This window comes from Duganella fentianensis, from assembly GCF_009857835.1.
In the GTDB taxonomy this organism is placed as follows: Bacteria; Pseudomonadota; Gammaproteobacteria; order Burkholderiales; family Burkholderiaceae_D; genus Rugamonas; species Rugamonas fentianensis.
Genome location: NZ_WWCL01000003.1, coordinates 702,203 through 727,997 on the forward strand (window position 1 = coordinate 702,203; position 25,795 = coordinate 727,997).

Sequence of the window (25,795 nt, forward strand, 5' to 3'; positions counted from 1 at the left end):
GCTTTACGTATGCCCGGCCACAAGCTGGTGCAATGGTCTCGGGTACTGGCCCTGTCGGTGGTGATTTATGTGCTGCCGGCGATGGAGCGTGGTAGTATTGTCAGCATGACAAAGGTACGCATCCGGGGCTGCTTAGCTTGTATCGCGCTGTGTTTGCCATGGCGGCTGGCGCTGGCTGTCCAGACCATTCCTTTGTATGTCTACTATCCGGGGCCGACCTTCGCAGTCGGCATGCCCGGCAACCTCAGTGAAAAAATGGCCGACTGGCTGACCCAGCGTTCGGCCGGGCGTTACCAGTTCATCGCTACCCAGCTACCTCGCCGCCGTCTGCAGATGATGCTCGGCCAGCCCCAGTGGCAGGGTGTGGTGGCCTGGGCCAATCCGCGCTGGTTCGGCGCCGAGGGCGCGCGCCAGAGCTGGAGCCGCTACTACATGGTCGATGCGAATATGGTGGCCTCGCTGCGTAGTGCGCCGTTCGAATATCAGGGCGATGCCTCGCTGCATGGACAGCGCATCGGCACGGTGGAAGGTTTTTCCTACAAGGACTTCGACGCTTTGCTGCAGACGGGACTAGTGAGCAAGGACGAAGCCGATAGTGAAGCGCGCAATCTGCTCAAGCTGCAGCAGCGCCGCGTACCGCTGGCATTTCTGCAGGCCAGTTCCATGCCCAGCATGCGCCAGCTATATCCCGATCTCGATAGCTGGCTCTATCTGTCGGCCCGTCCCCGTACGGTGTTCGAGCGGGCTTTCTTCATGGCGCCCAACCAGCCGCAGTTGCTGGACTTCCTCAACCAGCAGAGTGCGGCCCTGCTCAACGACCGCCAGTGGCAGCAGGAGTTTGATACCTGCAAGCACATCGTGCCGCGCCAGTCCGGCGCCAGCGAGGCCCAGCGCAAGCTGTGCCGTTAAGCGCTGGGCCAGCTTTGTTGGGTATAATCGACGGATAGGCGGAGCCCTGCTCCGGTCAAGCGCCAGTCCGCAGGGACTGTCCCCGTCATCTGCTACACCCATCACTAGAAAAAAACTTCATGGCTTCTTCCAACGAAAACGTCAGCATGGCGCTGTTTTGCGACTTCGAAAACGTCGCGCTCGGTGTGCGTGACGCCAACTACGATAAATTCGATATCAAGCCCGTGCTGGAACGCCTGCTGCTCAAGGGCAGCATCGTGGTCAAGAAAGCTTATTGCGACTGGGACCGCTACAAGGGTTTCAAGGCGCCCATGCACGAAGCCAATTTCGAGCTGATCGAAATTCCTCACGTGCGCCTGTCCGGCAAGAACTCGGCCGACATCCGTATGGTGGTCGATGCGCTGGACCTGTGCTACACCAAGTCGCACGTGGATACTTTCGTCATCATCTCGGGCGACTCGGACTTCTCGCCGCTGGTGTCCAAGCTGCGCGAAAACGCCAAGAAAGTGATCGGCGTGGGCGTCAAGCAATCGACTTCCGACCTGCTGGTGGCGAACTGCGACGAGTTCATTTTCTACGATGATCTGGTGCGCGAAAGCCGCCGCGCCAAGCGCGACGCCAGCGAGAACCGTCAGGCCGTCAAACGTACGCCGGAAGAGGAACGCGCCCGCCGCGAAGAAATGGACAAGCGCCGCAATCAGGCGGTGGAAATCGCCATCGATACGTTTGAAGCGCTGGTGCTGGAACGCGGTGATAGCGGCAAGATCTGGGCATCCGTACTGAAGGAAGCCATCAAGCGCCGTAAGCCGGACTTTAGCGAGTCCTACTATGGCTTCCGCACCTTCGGCAATCTGATCGAGGAATGCAAGGCGCGTGGCCTGCTCGAATTCGGCCGTGATGAAAAATCCGGTGCCTATGTCTACCGTGGTAGCGGCGTGCCTATGCCTGCGGCGGTAGTTGGCGAGGCCATTGCCAATGATGGCGTGCAGCCGGCTGAAGGCGAGGGCGCCAAGCCGGAATCGCGCCGCAGCCGCAACCGTGGCCGCACGGCGGCCGAGCGCTTTGCCATTCGCCAGGCTGAACGCCAGGCCCGCGCGGGACAGGCCGCGCCGGGCGCAGAATCGGCCGGCGCGGACGATGGCGCTGCTATGGCTGCCGTGAGCCAGCCGGAAGCGGTACAGGTCGCCGAGGTCGCAATGGTGCCAGCCGCTGCGCCGGTGGCGGAATCGCTGCAGGAGTCTGCAGCCGAGGCTGGGGGCGCGACGGCTGCAACGCAGGCCGCTGCACCGGCGAAGAAGAAAAATGGTACCAAGCCGCCAGCGCGCAAGGTGAAAGCTGCCAACAAGCAGAAGACCGGGCAGCAGGGCGAGGCTAAGCCTGAGGCGGCGGCGGAGTCGCGCAGCGATGCGCCCGCCGTAGCGAAATCCGAGGCGCCGGCTGCAGCGAAGGCGGAAGCCGCGCTAGCGGCCAAGCCGGAAGCCCCTGTTGTTGCGAAACCGGAAGTGCCAGCAGCGGCGAAGGCGGAAGGCGCAGGCGCTGCATCGAAACCAGCGCCGCAGCAGCGCGATGGCGCCGCCAAGAAAAGTCCTCGCCACAAAGCCAAGCCGGCAGCCAAGGCGGCCGCTCCCGCAGCGCCGGTAGCCCAGACTGCAGCACCTGCCGCAGCAAAAGCCTCGCCAGCCGCGGCACCGGCAGCGTCGGCAGGTGAGGGCGCCGAAGGGAAAGCAGCACCAGCCAAGCCGGCACGCAAACCGGCGCCACGCAAGCCGCGTCCACCCAAAGCTGCCGCCAGCGCGGAGTAAGGAGCATCATGGCCACCCTGTCGTCCTTGATCCTGTATCCGGTGAAGTCCTGTGGTGGCCTGTCCTTGCAGCAGGCAACGCTGACGGTGCAAGGCCTGCAGCACGCGGGCATAGGCGACCGCGAATGGGCTGTAGTCGACCCTTCCGGCGTCTGCCTGACCCAGCGCGAATATCCGCGCATGGCGCTGATCCGGCCGCAGCTGGCGGGCGACCAGCTGGTGCTCAGCGCGCCGGACATGCCAGCCTTGCAGCTGGCGCTGGCCCGCAGCGCGGGTGACGCTACGCTGACGGTGCAAGTGTGGGAAGATCAAGTGCTGGCGAGTGACAGCGGCCAGCAGGCGGCCGACTGGTTCAGTGCCGTGCTGGGCGTGTCGTGCCGGCTGGCCCGGTTCCATCCGCAGGCCGAGCGTGCCGTCAGCCAGACCTGGAGCGGCGGCATCGCAGCCACCACCCTGTTCTCCGACGGTTATCCCCTGCTGCTGATCAGCCAGGCCTCGCTGGACGAACTCAATCAGCGCCTGCTGCGTGCCGGCCGCGCAGCCTTGCCGATGAACCGCTTCCGCCCCAACGTGGTGGTGGACGGCATCGAAGCCTTCGACGAAGACTATACGGAAACCTTTGCGCTAGGCGAGGCCGTGCTCAAGCCCGTCAAACCATGTCCGCGTTGCCCTATGCCCTCGGTCGATCAGGATAGTGGCGTGGTGGGGCCTGATCCGCTCGATATCATGCAGAGTTTCCGCGCCAAGCCGGAGCTCGAAGGCGCGCTGTGTTTCGGCATGAATTGCCTAGTGCTGGCCGGTGCAGGGCAGGTGCTCCGTGTCGGTCAGGAGGTCGAGGCTACGCTGGCGTTCTAGGTCAGCCGCTGTGCGGAATGCCAGAAATGGTCAGGCGCGCGTCCTGCGTGTCTGGCGCTCAGACTTGCCGCTGAAGGTGCCGCCGAATTTACAAGTGGCAAAACTTGGCGTAATGTGGCATTTGGCAAGAAATCAGGTGAGTAAGGGCATTTATGACGCAAACGGCATCCAGCAAGTTACGGCCTAACAGTACCCCTGCCGCGGCAGCGGAGGAACTGGTGGCCGAGAACCAGGCGCTGCGCGCGCGTATGACCTATCTGCTCGAGCAGGCGGAGCGCAACCATTCCATCATGACGCGTCATCAGGCGTTTGATCTGGAAATTGTCGGCGCTGCTAATTTTCCTGAACTGATAGGCATTATCTTCCGCGTCTTACCGGTTATATCGGAACTCGATAGCGTAACTTTAACGCTGCTTGATGAAGATGCCGATATCCGTGAAGTGATGCTCAAGCTCGACGTGGTGTTCGAGGATTTCCCCGGCCTGATCTTCGTCGAGGAGGTCGAAGCCATGGGGCTGGAACTGGCGCCGCGCAACGCGCAGGCCGCCGCGCCGCGTCCCCAGCTGGGCATGTATGATGCGCGCCGTCATGCTACGGCCTTTCCGCACCCGCCCGCCGGTTTGCAAAGTGTTGCGCTGGTACCACTGTTGCGGAACAAGCGGATTATCGGCTCGCTCAATCTGGGCAGCTGCGATCCCACCCGTTTCACCCCTAGTCTGGGCACGGATTTCATCGAACACATGGCCTCCATCATCGCCATCTGTCTGGAAAACGTGATCAGTAACGAGATGCTCAAGTACATCGGCCTGACGGATTCCCTGACCGGCGTGTACAACCGCCGCTATATCGACCGCCGCCTGCTGGAAGAGATAGCCCGCGCGCGTCGCCAGCAGTATCCGATTTCCTTCATGTACATCGATATCGACCACTTCAAGCGCGTCAACGATACGGTGGGCCATGGCGGCGGCGACGATGTGCTGCGCGAAGTATCGCGCCGCATCAAGAACGAGCTGCGTAGTTCCGATGCGCTGGCCCGTTTCGGCGGCGAAGAATTCGTGGTGCTGCTGATCGATGCCGATCTCGATAGCGCCGCTTTCGTGGCCGAACGTATCCGCGCCAGCGTGGCCGGCAGCATGATCGTGCTGTCGCAGGAGTTGCAACTATCGGTGACGGTATCGATAGGCGTGGCCTGTCTGGCGCCGGGCGAAGCGGAAGGCGATCCGGCCGTGGTGGCGCGTACCTGGGTGGCGCAGGCCGATGCGCGCCTGTATGTGGCCAAGGAAAATGGCCGCAACCGCGTCATCAGCCGCGATGCCGATAGCGCTGCCGAGCTGCGCAACGTCGGCTAGCGCAGCAGCTTCTGTTCTGCCTTGTGCACGGCGCTGGCCGTGCCGCGCAGAATCACCACATCGCCGGCTTCCAGTTCCAGTTCGGGCGCGACTTCCAGTTGCGCCTTGCCACGCCTTACGCTGCTGACGGCAGCGCCGCTGTGTTCGACGGCGATGCTGCCCAGTGCCTGCCCCACGCTGCTGGCGCTGCTGGGCAGGGTGACCGAGTGCAGCCGCTCCAGATCCGCTTCATCAGCGCTATCGCTGGCGCCATGGAAATAGCCGCGCAGCGAAGCGTAGCGTGCATCGCGCGCCATCTGCACGCGGTGCACCACGCGCCGCAGCGGCACGCCCAGCATGACCAGCGCGTGCGAGGCCAGCATCAGGCTGCCTTCCATCAGTTCCGGTACCACTTCGGCTGCACCGGCCTGCTTCAGCCGGTCCAGATCCGTATCGTCGTGCGAGCGCACGATGACGGGCAGGGTAGGCGCCAGTTCATGCACCAGATGCAGCACCTTGAGCGCGGATGGCGTGCTGGCATAGGTAATCACCACGGCGCTGGCGCGGTAGATGCCGGCGGCCACCAGACTTTCGCGCCGCGCCGCATCGCCGTAGGACACGTGGCGGCCGGCAGTCTGCGCCTCTTGCACACGCTCGGGGTCGAGGTCGAGCGCATGGTAGTCGATGTTTTCTTCCGCCAGCAGGGTGGCCAGACTCTGGCCGCTACGGCCGAAACCGCACACGATGACGTGCTTGTTGGTCGACATGGTGCGGCTGGCGATCTTGGTCAGGGCCAGCGACTGCATCATCCATTCGTTGTTGGAGAACTTCAGCACGATCTGGTCGGATTTGGCGATGATGAAGGGCGCCAGCAGCATGGACAGCACCATCGACGCCAGCACCACCTGAATGATGAATGGGTCGATCAGCTTGCTGCCACCGGCCAGATTCAGCAGCACGAAGCCGAATTCGCCTGCCTGTGCCAGTCCCAGACCGATGCGCATGGATATGCCATCGGAAGAGCCGAACAGCTTGGCCAGCCCGGCGATCAGGGCGAACTTGAGCAGTACCGGGCCGCACAGCAGCACCAGTACCAGCCACCAGTGCTGCAGCACCATGTGTACGTTGAGCAGCATGCCGATGGTGATGAAGAACAGTCCCAGCAGCACATCGCGGAACGGTTTGATGTCCTCTTCCACCTGATGCTTGTATTCCGTTTCCGAGATCAGCATGCCGGCCACGAAAGCGCCCAGAGCCAGCGACAGGCCGGCCTTCTCGGTGATCCAGGCAGCGCCCAGCGTAATCAGCAGCAGGTTCAGCATGAACAGTTCCTGCGAGCGGCGCTTGACCACGATGGTGAACCAGGTGCGCACGATCTTCTGCCCGACAAACAGCAGCAGGGCCAGTACGATCACGGCTTTCAGGCTGGCCCAGGCCAGCGTTTCCGCCAGCGCGTCGGGGCGCTGGCCCAGCGAAGGAATCAGGATCAGCAGCGGCACCACGGCCAGATCCTGGAACAGCAGGATGCCGATGATGCGGCGCCCGTGTTCGCTTTCCAGTTCCAGCCGTTCGGTCAGCATTTTCGACACGATGGCGGTGGACGACATGGCCAGCGCACCACCGAGTGCAAACGAGGTCTGCCAGCCTAAATGGATTTCGGGCGGTAGCTGGGTGCCGATGGTCCAGCCGAACAGCATGGTGGCGATGATGGTCAGGCCCACCTGCGCCATGCCCAGACCGAACACGATGCTGCGCATGGACATCAGTTTGGGCAGGGAAAACTCCAGCCCGATGGAGAACATCAGGAACACCACGCCGAATTCGGCCAGTGCGTGGGTGATTTCGCTTTCTTCCGCCAGCCCCAGCGCGTGGGGGCCGATCAGGATGCCCACAGCCAGATAGCCGAGCATGGGCGGTAGCTGTAGCATACGGAAGGCGACTACGCCGAGGACTGCGCTTCCAAGCAATAACAGGGTGATTTCCAGCGGCGTAAACGTCATGTCAACTCATTTCTACTCGATGTGATACCGGCCAGGCTGGCTTGCAACGCTCAATGTTTTCACCTTATGTTTAATCTGGCAAGTTTTTTGCTTTCCTAATTCGGCTATACTTGGGTGTGAGTGTAACCCATGAAAAAACAATGCTGAAAGCTTTTGACGCAAATCAGGCCGCGCATGCACTGCGCCTTGCCCAAGCCACCCTGCAGAACGAGGCCGATGCCATCGCTGCTTTGAATGACCGTCTGGCTGCCGACGATAGCGTCGTGCAGGCCATCGCCCTGTTGTTGAATTGCAAAGGGCGGGTGGTGGTCTCGGGGATAGGCAAATCCGGCCACATCGGCCGCAAGATCGCCGCCACGCTGGCCTCCACCGGCACGCCGGCGCTGTTCGTGCATCCGGCCGAAGCTGCGCACGGCGACCTCGGCATGGTGACGGCCGGCGACGTGCTGATCGCCATTTCCTATTCCGGCGAAAGCTCGGAACTGATGACCATCCTGCCCGTCGTCAAGCGCATGGGTACCAAGATTATCGCCATGACGGGCAAACCGGGCTCCAGTCTGGCCGAGATCGCCGACGTGCACCTGAACGTGGCCGTGGCCAAGGAAGCCTGCCCGATGAATCTGGCGCCGACCACCTCCACTACCGTCACGCTGGCGCTGGGCGACGCGATTGCCGTGGCCCTGCTGGATCTGCGCGGCTTCAAGGAAGAAGACTTTGCCCGCTCCCACCCCGGTGGCGCGCTGGGCCGCCGCCTGCTGACCCATGTGCGCGACGTGATGCGCAGTGGCGACGCCGTGCCGAAAGTGCAGGCCCATGTGAAACTGACCGATGCGCTGCTGGAAATTACCCAGAAGGGCATGGGCATGACGGCCATCGTCGATGGCGACAACCGTCCGGTCGGCGTATTCACCGACGGCGACCTGCGCCGCATGATAGAAAAAGTGCAGGACTTCAGCAAAGTGGTGATCGGTGACGTGATGCACGCCAACCCGCGCACCATTGCGCCGGAAAAAATGGCCGTCGATGCCGTGGCCGTGATGGAAGAATTCCGCATCAACCAGATGCTGGTGACGGACGCCGACGGCAAGCTAGTGGGCGCCCTGCATATCCACGACCTGACCCGCGCCAAGGTGATCTGATGAATGCTAGCGTACTGGAACGGGCCGCCCGCATCAAACTGATGATCTTCGATGTTGATGGCGTGCTGACCGATGGCAGCCTGCATTACGGCGCCGATGGCGAAGCCCTGAAAACCTTCAATGTGCAGGATGGGCTGGGCATCAAGCTGCTGCAGGAAGCCGGCGTGCAGACGGCCATCATCAGCGCGCGTACGTCGCCGCAGGTGATACGCCGCGCGGCCGATCTGGGCATTGGCCACCTGCATCAGGGCGGCCATGACAAGCTCACGCCTTTCCATGCGCTGCTGGAAAAGACGGGGCTGACGGCCGAGCAGGTAGGCTTCATCGGCGACGATGTGGTGGATCTGCCGATACTGAGCCGCGTGGGGCTGGCCGTGGCCGTGCCGAATGGCCGCGCCGAAGTACTGAGCCGCGCGCACCATGTGACGACGGCCTATGGCGGCCGCGGTGCCGTGCGCGAAATATGCGAGCTGCTGATGCAGGCCCAGGGCAGTTACGAGCGCGTGATGGCGCAGTTTCAGGTGTAATGGAGCATAAGCATGCATAAACGGACCGCTCACCGCTGGCAACTGACGCTGATCATGCTGGTCGGCGTGTTTGTGGCCGTCGGCAGCTTCTGGCTGGTGCAGGTGGTGAATCAGGCGGGCCAGGAAGAGCAGGGCGACCCTTACCGCAACGAGCCTGATTACATCATCGACCGGTTCAGTCTGGTGCGTATGAGTCAGGCCGGCAAGCCGGCCTACATCATCTCCGGCGACAAGCTGACCCACCGCCCCGTGGATGATGCCTCGGATATCGAAAAGCCGTATGTGCACAGCCTGTCCGGCGAGCAGCCGCCCATGCAGATGCGTGCGCAGAGCGCATTGATCGATCAGGGCAATACGCGCGTCCAGCTTTCCGGTAAGGTGGACGTACTGCGTCCCGCTACCGCACAGGCTCCTGTGCTGCACCTGACGACACCGACGTTGACCGTGTATCCGGACGAAGAAAGAATGGAAACTGCCGCTGCCGTGGCGTTGCAACTGGGACAGTCCAGTGCAACCGGCTTGGGCATGAAAGCCAATAATGCCACCCGCGAAGTGCAGCTGGGTGGTCGTGGGCAACTGCTGTTGCCGCCACGTGCAGCGCACTAGGTCTTCCCTGTGTGCTAACGAAAGGATAGGAATGATGAAGAAACTGATGCTGGCAGTGGCCTTGTGCTGCCTCGGGCTGGGTGTGGCGCAGGCGGAGAAAGCCGATGCCTCCAAGCCGACCAAGATCGATTACGACGACCTGCAGATCGATGACGTGAAGCAGATCAAAACCCTGCTGGGCAATGTTGTGCTGACGCGCGGCACGCTGCTGATGAAGTCGCCCAAGGCGGTCGTCAGCACTGACCCCGAAGGCTACAATCTGGTGGTGCTGACCAGCACTCCGGGCACGCCTGCCACCTTCCGCCAGAAGCGCGACGGTGCCGGTGACCAGTGGGTGGAAGGGGAAGCCGAACGTATCGAATACAGCGAGAAAACCGATCTGGTGAAACTGTTCTCGAAAGCCAAAATCCGCCGTCTGGAAGCGGGCCGCCTCAGCGATGAAGTCGATGGCGAATTCATTTCCTACGACAGCCGCAAAGAACAGTTTGCCGTGAAAAACAGCGTGACGGGCGAGAGCAAGCCCGGTGCTGGTCGCGGCACCATGGTGATCCAGCCGGTGCAGCGCGGACCGGCTGCCACCACGGCAGCGGCACCGGCCGCCTCCGTTCCACCTGTACCGGGAAAATAAGCATGACGACTTCCTGCGGTAGCACCCTGATCGTCAAGGGTTTGCAAAAGACTTATGGCAAGCGCCAGGTGGTCCACGACGTGTCGCTGCAGGTGGCCTGCGGCGAAGTGGTGGGGCTGCTGGGGCCTAACGGCGCCGGCAAGACCACCTCGTTCTACATGATCGTGGGACTGGTGCCTTCGGATGCGGGCACCATCGATATCAGCGGCACCGATATCTCCAGCCTGCCCATCCACCGGCGCGCAGCGCTAGGCCTGTCCTACCTGCCGCAGGAAGCCTCCGTATTCCGCAAACTCACGGTGGAGGAGAACATCCGCGCCGTGCTGGAAATTCAGAAAGTAGACGGCAAGTCTTTATCCAAGGCTGCCATCGATGAACGGCTCAATACCCTGCTGGCCGATTTGCAAATCGAAAAGCTGCGCGAAAACCCCGCCCTGTCGCTCTCGGGCGGCGAACGGCGCCGGGTGGAAATCGCGCGGGCACTGGCGACCAATCCCCGCTTCGTGCTGCTGGACGAACCATTCGCCGGGGTCGACCCGATAGCCGTCATCGAGATTCAGCGCATTGTGCGCTTCCTCAAGGAACGTGGCATCGGCGTCCTCATTACCGATCACAATGTGCGCGAAACGCTGGGCATCTGCGACCGCGCATATATCATCAACCAGGGCACGGTACTGGCGTCTGGCCGTCCGGACGACATCATTGCAAATGAGTCGGTACGCCGCGTGTATCTGGGTGAACACTTCCGAATGTAAGCCTCATAAGCCTCATGAAACAGTCTTTGCAACTGCGCACTTCGCAACATCTGGCGCTGACACCCCAGCTACAGCAGTCGATCCGGCTGCTGCAGTTGTCCACGCTGGAATTGCATCAGGAACTGGAACAGCTACTCACTGATAATCCGCTGCTGGAACGGCTGGACGATCCGCTCGACCGTTCGCTGCGTTTGCTGTCCGATGGCGCCATCAGCCAGCCGGCCAGCTCGAATGAAGCGGGCGCCGATGTTCCGCCCGGCCAGAGCGAAGCGGCACCGGCCGAAGCGGATAGCTATGACGGCCCCGCCGCCGATACGGAAAGCACCAGCAGCGAGGCCGATGTGGACTGGAGCGATGCCGGCCGCAGCAAGGCGCCTGACGATGAAGACGCGCGGCCCCAGCTGGAAGCCAGCCACTGCACGCTGCGCGACCATCTGCTCGAGCAGATGCGCGTGCTGGTGCTCGAGCAGCGCGACCGTGCACTGGTCGAACTGATCATCGATGCGCTGGACGAGAATGGCTATCTGGAAGAGGCGCTGGAAGAAATCCATGCGCGCATCCCCGAAGAACTCGAAGTCGAACTCGATGAATTGCAGACGGCCTTAACTTTGCTGCAAAGTTTCGACCCTATCGGCGTGGGTGCGCGTACGGCCTCCGAGTGTCTGGCGCTGCAAATCAAGCGTTTACCGGCGATTCCGTTGGTTACACGCCGCATGGCATTGGCAATTGTTGAAAATCATTTGAACTGGTTTGCCCAGCGTGATTTCAACAAATTAAAGAAAGCCCTGCTGTGCGACGAGGAGGATTTGCGCGAAGCACAAACCGTGATCCGCCAGTGCAATCCGCACCCGGGTGCAGCGTTTGCGGCCGACACCTCGGACTATGTGGTGCCCGATGTGATCGTGAAAAAATCGCGCAACGGCTGGCAAGTCAGCCTGAATAACGATGTGATGCCGCGATTGCGCGTCAATGCCATGTACGCCAATCTGCTCAAGCAGGGCAAGGGCGAGAGCGCCATGGGCGCGCAGCTGCAGGAAGCCAAGTGGCTGATCAAGAATATGCGGCAGCGTTTCGAGACAATTTTGCGCGTTGCACAAGCGATAGTAGAACGACAAAAGAACTTTTTCTCGCATGGCGCGGTCGCCATGAGACCCCTTGTGCTGCGCGAAATAGCTGATACACTAGGTCTACACGAGAGCACTATTTCTCGCGTAACAACTCAAAAATATATGCTGACCCCGCACGGCATGTTTGAGCTGAAATATTTTTTTGGTAGCCATGTCGCCACCGAAGCGGGAGGGGAAGCAAGTTCGACGGCGATACGCGCACTCATCGTGCAATTGACAGGAGCAGAAGACCCGAAAAACCCTTTATCTGACAGTAAGATTGCGGACATGCTAGGCGAACAGGGCATGGTCATTGCGCGACGAACTGTTGCCAAATACCGGGAAGCTTTGAAAATCCCGCCAGTCAGTCTCCGCAAGTCTTTGTAGTTATCTGGTTCCTGTGCGCCCGGCAGCAATGGGCAGCGCACTAACCGCCAGTAACATCATCTTTAGGAGTGTGTATGAATCTCACCATCAGTGGACATCATCTGGAAGTGACTGCAGCGATCCGTGAATATGTGCAGAACAAGCTGGAGCGCGTCACCCGCCACTTTGATCAAGTGATTGATATTGCTGTCATCCTGACTGTAGATAACCTTAAAGAGAAAGAGAAGCGCCAGAAGGCCGAGATCAATCTGCGCATGTCGGGCAAAACCGTGTATGTGGAAAGCCTGTCGCAAGATCTGTACGCCGCCATCGACACCCTGATCGACAAGCTTGATCGGCAGGTGATGAAATACAAGGACAAAGTGCAGAACCACGGCCACGATGCGATCAAGCATCTGCCAGATAGTTACGAGTCTGCCGCCGCGCTATAAGCCGGTCACTGCAAGATCCGATCAAGGGCGCCATCAGCGCCCTTTTTTGCGTCTGGAGGGTAGTCTTTTCGCCTCGGCGGCGCAGTAGAATAGCGTTTTCACTTACCGCGAGACTCCATGAGCGCACATGTTCACACCAGCGTCAGCAACGGTACCGGCCTGATTTTGCTGGACCGCCCCAAGGCCCTCAATTCCCTTTCGCTGGAGATGGTGCGCGACATCACGGCAGCGCTGCTGGCATGGCGCGACAGCGCCGAGGTGGATGCCGTGGTGATCCGCAGCAGCAGTGAAAAAGCCCTGTGCGCGGGCGGTGACATCCGCTTCTTCTACGATGTGGGGCGTGATACGCCGCAGGCTGGCAGCGCACTGCTGGAAGACTTCTTCACGGAAGAATATGCGCTAAATCATTTAATCCATTTCTACCCCAAGCCCTATATCGCGCTGATGGATGGCGTGGTGATGGGCGGCGGCATGGGCGTGGCGCAGGGCGGGCCCGAGTGCCGCATCCGCATCGTGACCGAGCGTACCAAGATGGCCATGCCGGAAGTGAATATCGGTCTGTTCCCCGATGTGGGCGGCAGCTATTTCCTGTCGCACGCGCCGGGCCAGCTGGGTAACTACCTCGGCGTCACGGGCGTGACCATCAACGCGGCTGATGCGCTGTATGCAGGGCTGGCCGACTACTTCGTGCCGAGTGCCGAACTGCCAGCCTTGCTGGCGCTGCTGGAGACCACGGCGGGCCTGCAGCTGCGTGCTGCCATTGCAGACTTTACCGCGCCGTTCCGGCGCAGCGCCGGCGAGAGCCAGCTGGCGCAGCAGCGTGCTGCCATCGACCGCCATTTCGCCGCCGGCTCGGTGGCTGCCATCACGGCCTCGCTGCAGCAGGACGACAGCGCCTTTGCCCAGAAGACCTTGCAGGTCATGGCGACGCGTTCGCCGCTGATGATGTGCGTGACGCACGAACTGATCAAGCGCGGCGCTGCATTAGATGTGGCCGATTGCCTGCGCATGGAACGCGCGCTGGTGCGGCGTAATTTCGAACATGGCGAAGTGATCGAAGGCGTGCGTGCTCTCGTAATCGACAAGGACAACGCGCCGCAATGGCGTCCCGCCACGCTGGCCGAAGTGAGCGAGGAACAGGTGCTGCAGATGTTTGCACCCGTCTGGCCGGCCTACGCCCATCCCCTGCGCCAGCTTGCGTAAGCGGATGCTATGATGGGACGCAATACCTGACGTCTGGCGCGAGGGCATCGTTCAACGATGTCCCTATCTGGAGCTAATGATGGCTTCGAGTCCCTTTGATACGCTGAAAGTGGTTGAGCGACTGGAAGGCGCTGGCGTGCCGGCTGCACAGGCGCGAGCGCACGTGGCGGTGCTATCTGATGTGCTGACTCAGACGCTTACAGCCGAGAGCGAAAATATGGCAGAACTTTATCTGCCCAGGCAGGAATCTTCCGCGGAATTTAGTCTGGTCAGGATCGCACTGGAAAAGCTCGATGCAAAAGTCGAGAAGCTGGATGCGAAGGTGGACGCTCGGCTGGCCGAGCTTAGAAGCGAGTTGATCCGCTGGGTGGTTACCGTCGCGGTGTCGCTGGGCATATTGCAAACGGCTCTGATCTCGGGCCTGCTGCTGAAGTTGCTACACTAGGGCAGAAACGTCAGGCTTGTTCGCGGTGGCGCAGGACGACTTTTTCGCTGGCCTGGAAATAGGCCGCCAGTTGTTCGGCCATGTAGACGGAGCGGTGCTGGCCGCCCGTGCAGCCTACTGCTACCGTCAGATAGCTACGGTTGTCCGTCTTGAACGAGGGCAGCCATTTCTCGATGAAGTCGCGGATATCCTTGAACAGTTCCAGCGCGCTGGGCTGGGCGTTCAGAAAATCGATTACAGGCTGGTCGCGTCCGTTCAGGGGGCGCAGCGTCAGGTCGTAATAGGGATTCGGCAGCGCCCGCACGTCGAACACGAAATCCGCATCGAGCGGCACGCCCAGCTTGAAGGCGAACGATTCGAAGAACAGGATGAGCGGCGCACGTTCGATAGCGACCAGATCCTTGACCCATGCGCGCAGCTTATTGGCACTCAGTTCCGAAGTGTCGACCACATGGCCCAGCTTTTCGATCGGAGCCAGCCGCTCGCGCTCTTCCTGTATGCATTCGATCAGGGTGCGGCGCGAAGCGGGATTCTGGCCCGGACGCAGTTCATGCGATAAGGGATGGCTGCGCCGCGTTTCCGAGAAGCGCGCTACCAGCGAATGGGTGTTCGCAGTCAGGAACATCACTTTGACATCATGTCCTTGCTCACGCAGCCGCTTGACGTCCTCCGGCAGGCTGGCCAGCGAGGCAGAGCTGCGTGCATCGACAGCGACGGCCAGTGCTTCCATGCCTTCCTGTACCAGAGTATCGACCAGGCTGGCCAGCAAGGCTGGCGGCAGGTTGTCGACGCAATAGAAGCCAGTATCCTCAAGCACGTTGAGGGCGACAGATTTGCCGGAGCCGGAAATGCCGGTTAAGAGTACGATGCGCATAGGACAGGATGATACCGCAGCCAGACGGTTTAGTCTCCGCTCATGGCCTGACGCTGGCGTTCCATGAATTCCTGCAGCGTGTCGATGCCGCGCAGCTGCAAGATGGTGTTGCGCACGGCGGCTTCCAGCAGCACCGCAATATTGCGGCCGGCCGCCACCGGGATCACGACCTTGCGCACTGGCAGGCCCAGCACGTCCTCGGTAGGGAACTGGAATGGCAGGCGCTCCACTTCTTCATCGGCCGCGCCACGGCGTACCAGATGCACGATCAGTTTCAGGCGCATCTTGCGCCGCACGGCCGTTTCGCCAAAGATGGCTTTAATGTCCAGCAGCCCCAGCCCGCGCACTTCGAGCAGGTTCTGCAGCAGCGGCGGGCAGCGCCCTTCGATCATATTCGGGGCGATGCGCGAGAACTCGACGGCATCGTCGGCCACCAGCCCGTGCGAACGCGAAATCAGCTCCAGCCCCAGCTCGCTTTTGCCGAGACCGGAATCGCCCGTGATCAGCACGCCCACACCGAGCACGTCCATGAACACGCCGTGCATGATGATGCGCTGGGCCAGCTTCTTCGACAGGTAGACGCGCAGGAAGTCGATCACCTGTGCCGCCGGCAGCGGCGTCGAGAACAGCGGGATATTTTTTTCGTCGCAGATGGCGAGGATGTCGGGCGGGGTTTCCAGCCCTTGCGCAATGATCAGCGCCGGTGGTCCGCCTGCAATCAGCTCGCCGATCACGTGGGCGCGCGTGAGCGATTTGAGGCGCTGGTAGTAATTGATTTCCTGATGGCCGAAAACCTGGATACGGCCCGGGTGGATGGTGTTCAGGTGGCCCACCTGGTCGGCGGCCGAAGCGACGTCGCCGGAGATCAGCCGTTCGCCGCCGGGGAAGCCGGCAAACCAGCCTAGCTGCAAACTTTCGCGATTGTCGTCGTACAGTCTTTGTATCGTCAGCGGAGTTTGCAGCATGGGGCGTCTTCGTGATGGGTTGAACTAGCTGGTAGTGTAACCCATAGTCAGGCGCCCCTGACGATATCGTCTGATGACTTAACCGGCTGCCTGCAGGGTAGGCACCCAGCTGATGATGCGCTGGTACACCGAGGCCGGATCCGGGTCCGTGCTCAGGGCCACGCGGAATGCGTCGTCGGAGAACATTTCGGCGATCTCGGACAGGATCTCCAGATGCTGCTGGGTGACGTGGTCAGGGATCAGCAGGAAAAACAACAGATTGACCGGCTTGCCATCGGGCGACTCGAACGGAATCGGCTCGGCCAGACGCACAAACGCCGCCAGCGGCGACTTCAGGCTCTTCATGCCTTTCACGCGGCCGTGAGGAACCGCCACGCCATGCCCCAGCCCCGTGGAACCGAGACGTTCGCGCGCGAACAGATTGTCCGAGACGGTGGAGCGGGCGATGCCGCAATTGTTTTCGAAGATCAGGCCGGCTTGCTCGAAAGCGCGCTTCTTGCTCGACACTTCCAGATCGAGCTGCACGTTTTCCAGTGAGAGTATTTTGCTTAGGTTATTCATATTGCGACATAGAATGTTGCGGCGCACAAATGCGGCCTGCGAGCGCATTATAGGCTTTTTTCTGTCCGGCACCGGAAAACCCCGAGGCGGGGTCCGGCACTATGCTGCCTATGTGCTTATGATACGCCTGAATTAACTGTGCCGATCAGAAATGTATCGTGCCTTCGGCATACATGCTACGGCCTGTACTTACTGGCATTACTGGCGTGCGCCGCGCAGATTGGCCGGCTTCTGGGCGCTGCTGAAGTTGCTACGCCACGGATTGATATCGAGTCCGCCACGGCGCGTGTAGCGTGCGTACACGGCCAGCTGTTGCGGGTGGCACTGGCGCAGGATGTCGATGAAGATGCGCTCCACACACTGCTCGTGGAACTCGTTGTGTTCGCGGAAGCCTATCAGGTAGCGCAGCAGGCTTTCCTGATCGATCTGCGGGCCCGCATAGTGGATCTGCACGCTGGCCCAGTCCGGCTGGCCCGTGACCAGACAGTTGGATTTCAGCAGGTGCGATACCAGTTTTTCTTCCACCGGTTCTTCGTCCAGCGCCGCCTTCAGCAGCGATGGATCGGGGCTGTAGTGATCTACTTCGATGTCCAGACGGTCGAGCAGCAGGCCATCGAGTTCGCCCATGGTGATCATGCCGAACTCTTCCGGCTGGGTCAGCGAGATGTGCACGTTGGCGCCTACCGCTTGGGACAGATCCTGCTGCAGCAAGGTCTTCAGCGCCACCACGCTATCGAGGCGGGTCTGGTTAAAGGAGTTCAGGTAGAGCTTGAAGGACTTGGATTCGACGATGTTGGGCGAATCGGCCGGCACGGTAATGCGGGCGATGGCCACCTGCGGTTTGCCGCGCTGGTTGAGCCACGAAATTTCGTAGGCGTTCCAGATATCCACGCCGAAAAACGGCAGGGTGCCCGTCAGGCCCAGTTCATCGCGCTTGCCCTGCCGTGGAATCGGGAACAGCAATTCCGGTGCGTAATCGGTGCGGTAGGCAGAGTTTTTTCCCAGCGGGGACAGGTCGGCGGTGTTGGTCATGACGGTGCTCGTGTTGGTGAAGGACGGCATAGTAGCGCAAACTGTGCCGTCCCGCCCGGCGCTTAGCCGAGGAAGAGTTTGTACACGGGGTTGGCGCTCTCATCCCAGTAGCGGTAGCCCAGCGTGGTGAGGAACTGGGCAAACTGATCCATTTCCTCGGGCGGCACCTGCAGGCCGATCAGAATCCGGCCCACGTCGCCACCCTGGCTGCGGTAATGACACAGCGAGATATTCCAGTTCGGCGCCATCGAATTGAGGAAGCGCATCAGCGCGCCCGGACGCTCGGGGAACTCGAAACGGTACAGCAGTTCGTCCTGCGCCAGCGCGCTCTTGCCACCGACCAGATGGCGGATGTGGGCTTTGGCCAGTTCGTCGTGGGTCAGGTCCAGCGTGCGGAAATCCTGTTCCTCGAAGTTGCGCGCCAGCTTGCCCGATTCGCTGCGGTCGGCAATCTGTACGCCGACGAACACGTGGGCTTCGTCCTTGTCGCTGATACGGTAGTTGAACTCGGTCACATTGCGCGGGCCTACCAAGGCGCAGAAGCGCTTGAAGCTACCGCGCTGCTCGGGCAGGGTGACGGCAAACACGGCTTCGCGCGATTCGCCCAGTTCGGCACGTTCGGCCACAAAACGCAGGCGGTCGAAATTCATGTTGGCGCCGCAGGCGATGGTGATCAGGGTCTGGTTCTCGACCGGTTCCTTGCTCAGCGCAGCGCGCTCGATATAGGCCTTGGCGCCAGCTACGGCCAGCGCACCGGCCGGCTCGAGGATGCTGCGGGTATCGGTGAACACATCCTTGATGGCGGCGCAGATGGCGTCCGTATCGACCAGGATGATGTCGTCCACATACTGCTGGGTCAGACGGAAGGTTTCCTCGCCCACCAGACGCACGGCCGTGCCGTCCGAGAACAGGCCCACGTCGGACAGGGTGACGCGCTCGCCAGCCTTGATGCTGCGCGCCATGGCGTCGGAATCGAGCGTCTGTACGCCGATGATCTTGATGTCGGGACGGATCGCCTTGACATAGGCAGCCACGCCCGAGATCAGGCCGCCACCACCGATGGCAACGAAAATCGCATGGATAGGGCCGGAATGCTGGCGCAGGATTTCCATACCGATAGTGCCCTGACCGGCGATCACGTCCGGATCGTCGAACGGATGGACGAAGGTCAGTTTCTGTTCCTGTTCCAGCAGTAAAGCGTGGTTGTAGGCGTCCGTGTAGGATTCGCCATGCAGCACCACTTCTACGGACGGGCCGCCGCGCGACTTGACGGCATCGATCTTGACCTGAGGCGTGGTGGTGGGCATGACGATCAGGGCGCGGCAGCCCAGCTTGGCGGCGGACAGGGCCACGCCTTGTGCATGGTTGCCGGCCGAAGCGCAGATCACGCCGCGCTTGCGCTGGGCGTCGCTCAGGTGAGCCATTTTGTTGTAGGCGCCACGAATCTTGAAGCTGAACACGCTCTGCATGTCCTCGCGCTTGTAGTAAATTCGGTTGCCGCAGCGCTGCGACAGGGCAGGTGCGTGCTCGAGCGGGGTTTCAGTGGCGACGTCGTAGACGCGGGCGGTCAGGATTTTCTTCAGATAATCGATGGTCATGGTCTGCAAACATAATGATTCCGGGCCAGAATATTCTGGTGCGTACGGTACTTCAAGCTATGCTAACTAACCGGCGGGTGACCGGGGTGGAGCAGGGCGCTGGCGGAGCGCGGGTGGGCGCAAGCCGGACGGTGCATTCATGCGGATGCAATTTATTATAATGGACACCCCCCTACATCAGAAGAAAGCGATGATCGAATCCGCAATTGCATGGCTGCTCAGTGTGCTGGCCGCGCCGCAGGTAGGGCTGACTTCCGTGTTTCTGGTGAGCCTGATCTCGGCCACGCTGGTGCCGCTAGGCTCCGAACCGGCCGTGTTTGCCGTGATCAAAGCCAATCCCCAGCTGTTCTGGCCTGCCATCGCCGTGGCCACGGTGGGCAATACGCTGGGCGGCGCGATCGATTACTGGATGGGCTATCAGGCCAAGCAATCGTTCGCGCGCGAGCGCCAGAGCCGCTGGTTCCACTGGCTGGAGCGCTATGGCGCCAAGACCATGCTGCTGTCCTGGCTGCCCGGCATAGGCGACCCCCTGTGCACGCTGGGTGGCTGGCTGCACCTGCCGTTCTGGCCCAGCATTGCCTATATGGCGCTAGGCAAACTGCTGCGCTACCTGACCATGACCACGCTATTGTTGTATGTGCCGGACGGGTTCTGGCATGGCATCGCCCATCTGCTGGGCTAATTTGGTGCAATTAAACATATTGTCAACAAGCTGAGTTTATGAATTAAATTCAGTTTTCCGCCAAGTTTCGGCATTTATTGCCAACGAAACCTGCGATTTTCAAATTATTTGCGGATTAATGGCGCGCCGATTAGCCCTAGCGCATTGAAGGCTGTTCCGGCGTGGTGCGCCGCAATACGCTAGAATGACCCTCCCGGCTAATGTCACTAGTCGTCTCCAGTCGAATCGCAATATGAACGCCCCTGCACAAATTCAAGCTTTGCTGGCGGAAACGCCTCACGGTCCGGAGGCCACGCGCCTGCGCGAGATTCCTTATAACTACACGTCGTTTTCCGATCGCGAGATCGTGATCCGGCTGCTGGGCGAGGAGTCGTGGAGCTTGCTGGATGCTTTGCGCGGTGCCCGTCAGACGGGCCGTTCGGCCCGTATGCTGTACGAAGTGCTGGGCGATATCTGGGCCGTACGGCGCAATCCCTATCTGCAGGACGACTTGCTGGACAACCCCAAGCGCCGTCAGGAATTGATAGAAGCACTGCACCACCGTCTGGCCGAAGTGGACAAGCGCCGTCACAGCGTCGATGAAAATGGTGTGGCCGACGATGCCGAATCGCGTCAGCGCAGCGAGAACGTGGCCCAGCTGCTGCGTGCTGCAGGCAAGGCCGTGGCCGATTTCGGCGAAGAATTCAAGCAGACCTACGATCTGCGCAAGCGCACCTACAAAGTGCTGGGCCGCTACACGGACAAGCACAACATCTGCTTCGACGGCATGAAGCGGATTTCCCACGTGACCGATGCCACCGACTGGCGCGTGGAATACCCGTTCGTGGTGCTGACCCCGGACAGCGAAGAAGAAATGGCCGGTCTGGTCAAAGGCTGTATCGAACTGGGACTGACCATCATCCCGCGCGGCGGCGGCACCGGTTACACGGGCGGCGCGATTCCGCTCACGCCGATGTCGGCCGTGATCAACACGGAAAAGCTGCTCAACATGGGCGCCGTGGAAATGAAGGTGCTGCCCGGCCTGAGCCGCGAGTACGCCACCATCTACACGGGCGCCGGCGTGATCACCAACAAGGTATCGGAAGCGGCCGAGAAGGCCGGTTTCGTGTTCGCCGTCGATCCGACTTCGGCGCACGCCTCCTGCATAGGCGGCAATATCGCCATGAATGCGGGCGGTAAGAAGGCCGTGCTGTGGGGCACGGCGCTCGACAATCTGGCCTCGTGGCGCATGGTCGATCCGAATGGCGACTGGCTGGAAGTCACGCGCCTCGATCACAATCTGTCCAAGATCCACGATACGCCGCTGGCCCGCTTTAAACTGGAGTGGACTCATCCGAGCACCCGCGGCGAAGCCAAAGGCGAACCGTTCAAGACGGAAGTACTGGAAATCGAAGGCCGCAAATTCCGCAAGGAAGGTCTGGGCAAGGACGTTACCGACAAATTCCTCGCCGGTCTGCCCGGCATCCAGAAAGAAGGCTGCGATGGTCTGATTACCTCGGCACGCTGGATACTGCACAAGATGCCCAAGCATACGCGCACGGTCTGCCTCGAATTCTTCGGTCAGGCGCGCGATGCGATTCCATCGATCGTGGAAATCAAGGATTATCTGGACAGCCTGCCAGCCAAGGGCGAGCAGTTCGCTACCCTGCGTCTGGCCGGTCTGGAACACCTGGACGAACGCTATCTGCGCGCGGTTGGCTATGCCACCAAATCCAAGCGCGGCGTGCTGCCGAAAATGGCGCTGTTCGGCGACATCGTCGGTGACGACGAAAACGCCGTTGCACTGGCCGCGTCGGAAGTGATCCGTCTGGCCAATACCCGCGTGGGTGAAGGCTTTGTGGCTGTCAGCCCGGAAGCACGCAAGAAATTCTGGCTTGATCGTGCCCGCACGGCGGCCATTGCCAAGCACACCAACGCGTTCAAGATTAACGAAGACGTGGTGATTCCGCTCAACCGCATGGGTGAGTACACCGACGGTATCGAACGCATCAACATCGAACTGTCGATCCGCAACAAGCTGCAACTGGCCGAAGAACTGCAGCAGTTCTTCGCTGCCGGTAATCTGCCTATCGGCAAGAGCGACGACGCCGACGACGGCGTGGGCGACGAAGAAATGCTGGGCGACCGCGTGCAGCAAGCTACCGCGCTGCTGGCGCAGGTGCAGGCACGCTGGGCCTATCTGCTGGCCGAACTCGATCAGCCGCTGGAAACGGCCGTGCCGCAACTGGAAGCGCTGGGTCTCGAACGTCTGGTGCCGACGCTGCTCGAACGTCTGGCGGCGCAGCCGCAGGCGCGCCTGTTCGATGTGGTGCAGGACCGCACCGTGCGCATTTCGTGGAAACAGGAAATCCGCGCCAGCCTGCGCCAGATCTTCAACGGCGCCGCCTACAAGCTGATTCTCGACGAAGCCAGCGCCGTCCACAAGCGCGTGCTGCGTGGCCGCGTGTTCGTGGCGCTGCACATGCACGCCGGTGACGGCAATGTGCACACCAACTTGCCGGTCAACTCGGACCACTATGAAATGCTGCAACTGGCGCATCAGGCCGTGGCACGCATCATGACGCTGGCCCGCTCGCTCAACGGCGTGATCTCGGGCGAGCACGGCATCGGCATCACCAAGCTGGAGTTCCTGACCGAAGAAGAAATCGGTCCGTTCCGCGACTACAAGCAGAAGGTCGATCCGGAAGGCCGCTTCAACAAGGGCAAGCTGCTCAATCTGAGCGGCATGGAAGCGGACCTGCGCAACGCCTACACGCCATCGTTCGGTCTGATGGGTCACGAATCGCTGATCATGCAGCAAAGCGATATCGGCAACATCGCCAACAGCGTCAAGGACTGCCTGCGCTGCGGCAAGTGCAAACCTGTGTGCTCGACCCACGTACCGCGCGCCAATCTGCTGTACTCGCCACGCGACAAGATTCTCGCGACCTCGTCGCTGATCGAAGCTTTCCTGTACGAAGAGCAGACCCGTCGCGGCATCTCCATCAAGCACTGGGAAGAATTCGAAGACGTGGCAGATCACTGCACCGTCTGCCACAAGTGCGTCACCCCATGCCCGGTGAATATCGACTTCGGCGATGTATCCATGAATATGCGCAATCTGCTGCGCAAGATGGACAAGAAGAGTTTCAATCCCGGTAAATCGGCGGCGATGTTCTTCCTCAATGCCACCGATCCGGCCACCATCAACGCCACCCGTGCGGCCATGGTGGGCATAGGCTACAAGGCCCAGCGCCTCGGTAATGATCTGCTCAAGAAGTTCGCCCGCACCCAGACCAAGGCACCGCCACCAACCGTGGGCAAGCCGAAAGTGCGCGAGCAGGTGATCCACTTCATCAACAAGAAAATGCCGGGCGGCCTGCCGAAGAAGACCGCGCGTGCGCTGCTCGATATCGAAGACGACAAGGTCATCCCGATTATCCGTAACCCGCAGAAAACCAATGCGGACACGGAAGCCGTGTTCTACTTCCCCGGCTGCGGTTCCGAGCGGCTGTTCTCGCAAGTAGGTCTGGCCACCCAGGCCATGCTGTGGGAAGTAGGCGTGCAGACCGTGCTGCCACCGGGCTACCTGTGCTGCGGCTATCCGCAACGGGGCGCAGGCGAGTACGACAAGGCCGAGAAGATGATGACGGATAACCGCGTGCTGTTCCACCGCATGGCGAATACGCTCAACTATCTGGACATCAAGACTGTGCTGGTCTCGTGCGGTACCTGCTACGACCAGCTGGCTACCTACGAGTTCGACAAGATCTTCCCCGGCTGCCGCATCATGGATATCCACGAATATCTGATGGAAAAGCAGGTCAAGCTGGAAGGCGTGACGGGTACGCGCTATATGTACCACGAGCCTTGCCACACGCCGATGAAGATGCAGGAAGCCACCAAGACGGTGAACGCGCTGATCCAGACGCATGACAATGTGAAGATCGAGAAGAACGACCGCTGCTGCGGCGATTCCGGTACGCTGATGATTGCCCGTCCCGACATCTCCACGCAGGTACGCTTCCGCAAGGAGCAGGAAGTGGTGAGCGGCGCCAACAAGTTGCGCGCCGACGGTTTCGATGGCGACGTGAAAATCCTGACCAGCTGCCCGGCCTGTCTGGGCGGCGTGTCGCGCTACAGCGAAGATGCGGGCACCACGGCCGACTACATCGTGGTGGAAATCGCCAAGCACCTGCTGGGCGAGAACTGGCTGCCGGAATACGTGCAGCGCGCCAATGCGGGCGGCATCGAGCGGGTGCTGGTGTAATGGCCTGCGATCTATGTAATCTGCTGGAAGCGCCGGCCGAAGGCGTGATCATCTGGGGCGACGAGCTGCTGGTGGTGATCAATGTCGACGAGCCGGAATATCCGGGTTACACCCGCGTGGTGTGGCGCGAACATGTGCGCGAAATGACGGACCTGACGGCGGCCCAGCGGCAGCATGTGATGGCCGTAGTCTGGGCGGTGGAAGACGCCCAGCGCGCCGTGATGGCGCCGCACAAGATCAATCTGGCCAGCTTTGGTAACATGACGCCCCATGTGCACTGGCACGTGATCCCGCGCTATACCGACGATGCCCATTTCCCTCAGCCGACCTGGGCGCCGGTACAGCGTGCTGCCGATCCGGCCGTGCTGGCGGCCCGCCGCGCGCTGCTGCCAGCGCTGCACGAGGCCATGATAGAACGTCTGCAGGGGATAGCATGAGCAAACAGCCAACGGGCCTGACGGTCCACAACCAGTCGCGCCGTCTCGAAGTCGAATTCGACGACGGGGCGAATTTTTCCATTCCTTTCGAACTGCTGCGCGTGTATTCGCCCTCGGCCGAGGTCAAAGGCCACGGTCCGGGGCAGGAGACTCTGCAGGTAGGCAAGCGTGAAGTGGGCATCGCCGGTATCGAACCGGTGGGCAATTACGCGATCCAGCCCACGTTCAGCGATGGCCACAATACCGGCCTGTACACGTGGGACTACCTGTATCGCCTAGGTCAAGAGCAGGATAGCCTGTGGGCCGACTACATGGGCCGTCTGCACGCAGCCGGTTTTGCCGGCGATAGCGGCCGCGAAACGGGTACCGTACTGCCCGGCACGGGCGCCAAAGCCTCGCACGGCTGCGGGCACAAGCACTAGGCACCCATCCGGCCCCGCCACGGCGGCAGTGAGGCGCACGCTAGTGCTGCCGCCCAGGGGCTAGCGCCGGGTTCCGTCTTGTATAATGCCGCCAAACTAACAGGCCTGCCTACCATGACCAATACCACTCACTTCGGTTACAAAACTGTCGCAGAAGACGAAAAAGTCCGCGAAGTTGCCAAGGTTTTCCATTCTGTCGCCGCCAAATACGACATCATGAACGACGTCATGTCGGCTGGCCTGCATCGTCTGTGGAAGACGTTCACGATAGCCCACGCAGGCGTGCGTCCCGGCTTCAAATGCCTCGATATCGCTGGCGGCACGGGCGATCTGGCCAAAGTGTTCGCCAAACAGGCGGGCCCGAGCGGCGAAGTCTGGCTGACCGACATTAACGAATCCATGCTGCGCGTGGGGCGTGATCGCCTCTTGAATCGCGGCCTGCTGACCCCCACTTTGCTGTGTGATGCAGAAAAACTGCCATTCCCGGACAATTATTTCGACCGCGTCAGCGTGGCCTTCGGCCTGCGTAATATGACGCACAAGGATGTGGCGCTGAAGGAAATGCGCCGCGTGCTGAAGCCGGGTGGCAAGCTGCTGGTGCTGGAATTCTCGAAAGTGGCCGAGCCGCTGCAGAAACCGTACGATATCTATTCGTTCAAGGTGCTGCCGTGGATGGGCCAGAAGATCGCCGGTGATGCCGAGAGCTACCGCTATCTGGCGGAATCGATCCGCATGCACCCGGATCAGGAAACCCTGAAATCCATGATGGAAGAAGCAGGGCTGGAGCGGGTCCAGTATTACAACCTGACGGCAGGTGTGGCCGCTTTGCACACTGGTATCAAACTGTAACTTGAG

Annotated in this window: 24 protein-coding genes; 18 read left to right on the forward strand and 6 right to left on the reverse strand. The window is 61.0% G+C overall.

Going from position 1 to position 25,795, the window contains the following annotated elements:
• Nucleotides 1-9 precede the first annotated feature (9 nt).
• The 4 genes from GTP23_RS16235 to GTP23_RS16250 all read left to right on the forward strand — a co-directional run bounded on the left by GTP23_RS16235 (nt 10) and on the right by GTP23_RS16250 (nt 4,914).
• Nucleotides 10-909: a type 2 periplasmic-binding domain-containing protein gene (locus GTP23_RS16235; protein ID WP_161036071.1), complete on the forward strand. Its 900-nt coding sequence runs from the start codon at nt 10-12 to the stop codon at nt 907-909.
• 119 nt (nt 910-1,028) lie between these two features.
• Nucleotides 1,029-2,711: an NYN domain-containing protein gene (locus tag GTP23_RS16240; protein ID WP_161036072.1), complete on the forward strand. Its 1,683-nt coding sequence runs from the start codon at nt 1,029-1,031 to the stop codon at nt 2,709-2,711.
• Between the two features lie 8 nt (nt 2,712-2,719).
• Nucleotides 2,720-3,565: an MOSC domain-containing protein gene (locus GTP23_RS16245; protein WP_161036073.1), complete on the forward strand. Its 846-nt coding sequence runs from the start codon at nt 2,720-2,722 to the stop codon at nt 3,563-3,565.
• Nucleotides 3,566-3,717: 152 nt separating this feature from the next.
• Nucleotides 3,718-4,914 carry a GGDEF domain-containing protein gene (locus tag GTP23_RS16250; RefSeq protein ID WP_161036074.1) on the forward strand — a complete coding sequence of 399 codons (1,197 nt, stop codon included), beginning with the start codon at nt 3,718-3,720 and terminating at the stop codon, nt 4,912-4,914.
• Here the strand turns inward: GTP23_RS16250 and GTP23_RS16255 are convergent.
• The gene (locus tag GTP23_RS16255) at nt 4,911-6,893 is read right to left on the reverse strand and encodes a monovalent cation:proton antiporter family protein (RefSeq protein ID WP_161036075.1); all 1,983 of its coding nucleotides are present in this window, start codon (nt 6,891-6,893) and stop codon (nt 4,911-4,913) included. The two genes, GTP23_RS16250 and GTP23_RS16255, sit on opposite strands and share 4 nt — an antisense overlap.
• A gap of 140 nt (nt 6,894-7,033) precedes the next feature.
• Between GTP23_RS16255 and GTP23_RS16260 the strand changes: the two genes are divergently transcribed.
• The 9 genes from GTP23_RS16260 to GTP23_RS16300 all read left to right on the forward strand — a co-directional run bounded on the left by GTP23_RS16260 (nt 7,034) and on the right by GTP23_RS16300 (nt 14,120).
• Nucleotides 7,034-8,032 carry a KpsF/GutQ family sugar-phosphate isomerase gene (locus GTP23_RS16260; RefSeq protein ID WP_161036076.1) on the forward strand — a complete coding sequence of 333 codons (999 nt, stop codon included), beginning with the start codon at nt 7,034-7,036 and terminating at the stop codon, nt 8,030-8,032.
• A complete protein-coding gene (locus GTP23_RS16265; RefSeq protein WP_161036077.1) occupies nt 8,032-8,559 on the forward strand; it encodes a KdsC family phosphatase in 528 nt (175 codons plus the stop codon). The genes GTP23_RS16260 and GTP23_RS16265 overlap by 1 nt, the downstream gene beginning before the upstream one ends.
• A gap of 12 nt (nt 8,560-8,571) precedes the next feature.
• Entirely contained in the window at nt 8,572-9,165 is a 594-nt protein-coding gene (lptC, locus tag GTP23_RS16270; protein ID WP_161036078.1) for an LPS export ABC transporter periplasmic protein LptC, read from the forward strand.
• A gap of 34 nt (nt 9,166-9,199) precedes the next feature.
• Nucleotides 9,200-9,793 carry a lipopolysaccharide transport periplasmic protein LptA gene (gene lptA / locus GTP23_RS16275; RefSeq protein WP_155436419.1) on the forward strand — a complete coding sequence of 198 codons (594 nt, stop codon included), beginning with the start codon at nt 9,200-9,202 and terminating at the stop codon, nt 9,791-9,793.
• Between the two features lie 2 nt (nt 9,794-9,795).
• Nucleotides 9,796-10,548, forward strand: a complete 753-nt coding sequence (gene lptB, locus GTP23_RS16280; RefSeq protein WP_155436327.1) for an LPS export ABC transporter ATP-binding protein — start codon at nt 9,796-9,798, stop codon at nt 10,546-10,548.
• A 14-nt stretch (nt 10,549-10,562) separates the two neighbouring features.
• Nucleotides 10,563-12,041: an RNA polymerase factor sigma-54 gene (locus GTP23_RS16285; protein ID WP_161036079.1), complete on the forward strand. Its 1,479-nt coding sequence runs from the start codon at nt 10,563-10,565 to the stop codon at nt 12,039-12,041.
• Nucleotides 12,042-12,115: 74 nt separating this feature from the next.
• Nucleotides 12,116-12,472, forward strand: a complete 357-nt coding sequence (hpf, locus tag GTP23_RS16290) for a ribosome hibernation-promoting factor, HPF/YfiA family (protein WP_155436325.1) — start codon at nt 12,116-12,118, stop codon at nt 12,470-12,472.
• Between the two features lie 117 nt (nt 12,473-12,589).
• Nucleotides 12,590-13,675, forward strand: coding sequence for an enoyl-CoA hydratase/isomerase family protein (locus GTP23_RS16295; RefSeq protein ID WP_161036080.1), 1,086 nt, complete (start codon nt 12,590-12,592; stop codon nt 13,673-13,675).
• Nucleotides 13,676-13,751: 76 nt separating this feature from the next.
• Nucleotides 13,752-14,120 carry a CCDC90 family protein gene (locus GTP23_RS16300; protein WP_161036081.1) on the forward strand — a complete coding sequence of 123 codons (369 nt, stop codon included), beginning with the start codon at nt 13,752-13,754 and terminating at the stop codon, nt 14,118-14,120.
• A 10-nt stretch (nt 14,121-14,130) separates the two neighbouring features.
• On the opposite strand, the gene rapZ is transcribed toward GTP23_RS16300, so the two are convergent.
• From rapZ to ilvA, 5 genes are all read right to left on the reverse strand, one after another.
• Nucleotides 14,131-14,994 (reverse strand): RNase adapter RapZ, encoded by an 864-nt coding sequence (rapZ, locus tag GTP23_RS16305; RefSeq protein WP_161036082.1) that lies wholly within the window; start codon nt 14,992-14,994, stop codon nt 14,131-14,133.
• 29 nt (nt 14,995-15,023) lie between these two features.
• Complete coding sequence (hprK, locus tag GTP23_RS16310) at nt 15,024-15,959, reverse strand: HPr(Ser) kinase/phosphatase (protein ID WP_155436322.1); 936 nt, start codon at nt 15,957-15,959, stop codon at nt 15,024-15,026.
• 78 nt (nt 15,960-16,037) lie between these two features.
• Nucleotides 16,038-16,520 (reverse strand): PTS sugar transporter subunit IIA, encoded by a 483-nt coding sequence (locus tag GTP23_RS16315; RefSeq protein WP_155436321.1) that lies wholly within the window; start codon nt 16,518-16,520, stop codon nt 16,038-16,040.
• A gap of 198 nt (nt 16,521-16,718) precedes the next feature.
• Nucleotides 16,719-17,552: an NADPH-dependent 7-cyano-7-deazaguanine reductase QueF gene (gene queF / locus GTP23_RS16320; RefSeq protein ID WP_161036083.1), complete on the reverse strand. Its 834-nt coding sequence runs from the start codon at nt 17,550-17,552 to the stop codon at nt 16,719-16,721.
• Nucleotides 17,553-17,614: 62 nt separating this feature from the next.
• The gene (ilvA, locus tag GTP23_RS16325) at nt 17,615-19,150 is read right to left on the reverse strand and encodes a threonine ammonia-lyase, biosynthetic (RefSeq protein ID WP_161036084.1); all 1,536 of its coding nucleotides are present in this window, start codon (nt 19,148-19,150) and stop codon (nt 17,615-17,617) included.
• 190 nt (nt 19,151-19,340) lie between these two features.
• Here ilvA and GTP23_RS16330 point away from each other — a divergent pair, with 190 nt between their 5' ends.
• From GTP23_RS16330 to ubiE, 5 genes are all read left to right on the forward strand, one after another.
• On the forward strand, nt 19,341-19,832 hold the full coding sequence (locus GTP23_RS16330; RefSeq protein WP_161036085.1) for a YqaA family protein: 492 nt from the start codon (nt 19,341-19,343) through the stop codon (nt 19,830-19,832).
• Nucleotides 19,833-20,064: 232 nt separating this feature from the next.
• Entirely contained in the window at nt 20,065-24,081 is a 4,017-nt protein-coding gene (locus GTP23_RS16335; protein ID WP_161036086.1) for a DUF3683 domain-containing protein, read from the forward strand.
• Nucleotides 24,081-24,518 (forward strand): HIT family protein, encoded by a 438-nt coding sequence (locus GTP23_RS16340; RefSeq protein ID WP_161036087.1) that lies wholly within the window; start codon nt 24,081-24,083, stop codon nt 24,516-24,518. The genes GTP23_RS16335 and GTP23_RS16340 overlap by 1 nt, the downstream gene beginning before the upstream one ends.
• Nucleotides 24,515-24,940 carry a gamma-butyrobetaine hydroxylase family protein gene (locus GTP23_RS16345; RefSeq protein WP_155436315.1) on the forward strand — a complete coding sequence of 142 codons (426 nt, stop codon included), beginning with the start codon at nt 24,515-24,517 and terminating at the stop codon, nt 24,938-24,940. Before GTP23_RS16340 ends, GTP23_RS16345 begins: the two co-directional genes overlap by 4 nt.
• A gap of 114 nt (nt 24,941-25,054) precedes the next feature.
• On the forward strand, nt 25,055-25,789 hold the full coding sequence (ubiE, locus tag GTP23_RS16350; RefSeq protein ID WP_155436314.1) for a bifunctional demethylmenaquinone methyltransferase/2-methoxy-6-polyprenyl-1,4-benzoquinol methylase UbiE: 735 nt from the start codon (nt 25,055-25,057) through the stop codon (nt 25,787-25,789).
• The last annotated feature ends 6 nt before the right edge of the window (nt 25,790-25,795 follow it).